1 protein-coding gene is annotated in these 866 nt (G+C 68.5%); it reads left to right on the forward strand.

The window, feature by feature from the left end:
* Positions 1-178: 178 nt before the first annotated feature.
* Positions 179-727 carry a SigE family RNA polymerase sigma factor gene (locus R6V09_RS54085; RefSeq protein WP_317888683.1) on the forward strand — a complete coding sequence of 183 codons (549 nt, stop codon included), beginning with the start codon at positions 179-181 and terminating at the stop codon, positions 725-727.
* Positions 728-866: the final 139 nt, after the last annotated feature.

Here is an 866-nt window from a genome sequence, read left to right on the forward strand (position 1 = left end):
GGTGTGGCTGCCGTGGCGCGGGGCGGCGGTGCCTGCCGTGGCGGGGGCGGGCGCGAGCGCGGACGGGGAGGTCGTGGTGGACGCCGAGGGCACGGAGGGCACGGCTTTTACGAGTTTCGAGAAGTGAGGCAACGATCCGGGCGGCTCATGGACTCCTTTAGACATCTAGGAGGTGCCCATGGGGGATCGCACGCAGGCTCGGGAGGCTCGGGATGACGAGTTCCAGAGCTTTGTCATCGGCCGCTGGCCGCGGTTGATGCGGACGGCATTTCTGCTTACGGGGGAACAGCACGCCGCGGAGGACCTGGTCCAGTCGACGTTGGAACAGGTCTTCGTGGCCTGGCGCAAGGTCGGCTCGGCAGACGACCCGGAGGCGTACGTACGGCGCGTGATGATCAACGCGCACGCACGCAAACACCGCAGACGGCTCAAGGAGTTCCTGGCCCCGAAGGACGACTCGGGACTGGTGCGCGAGATCGCCGACACCGGTGACCGCATCGCCCAGGCCGAGGACCGAAACACCTTGCTGAAGGCACTGGCCCAACTGCCCCCGAGGCAGCGGGAGGCGGTGGTGCTGCGGTACTGGGAGGACCTGACCGAGACACAGACGGCACAGGCGATGGGCTGTTCCGTCGGCGCGGTGAAGAGCAACGCGGCCAAGGGGATCGCGAAACTCCGCGCCATACCAGGACTCGCCGAGACGGTGACGCAGGGAGGGCGAAAGTGATGAGCGCCGACCGGGAGACGAACAACACCATGACGGACAGAGACATCGCCCTCCTGCTGGCCGACGCGGCGGACGAGGTCGAGGTCGGCATAGCCCCCTACCAGGCGGTGATCCGCGGCGGCCGTCGCCGCCGGGCCCG

It is taken from the genome of Streptomyces sp. W16 (assembly GCF_033194735.1).
GTDB lineage: Bacteria > Actinomycetota > Actinomycetes > Streptomycetales > Streptomycetaceae > Streptomyces.

Coding starts and splice junctions, on each gene's coding strand:
- R6V09_RS54085 (WP_317888683.1), top strand. CDS start 179: ATGGGGGATCGCACGCAGGCTCGGGAGGCTCGGGATGACGAGTTCCAG.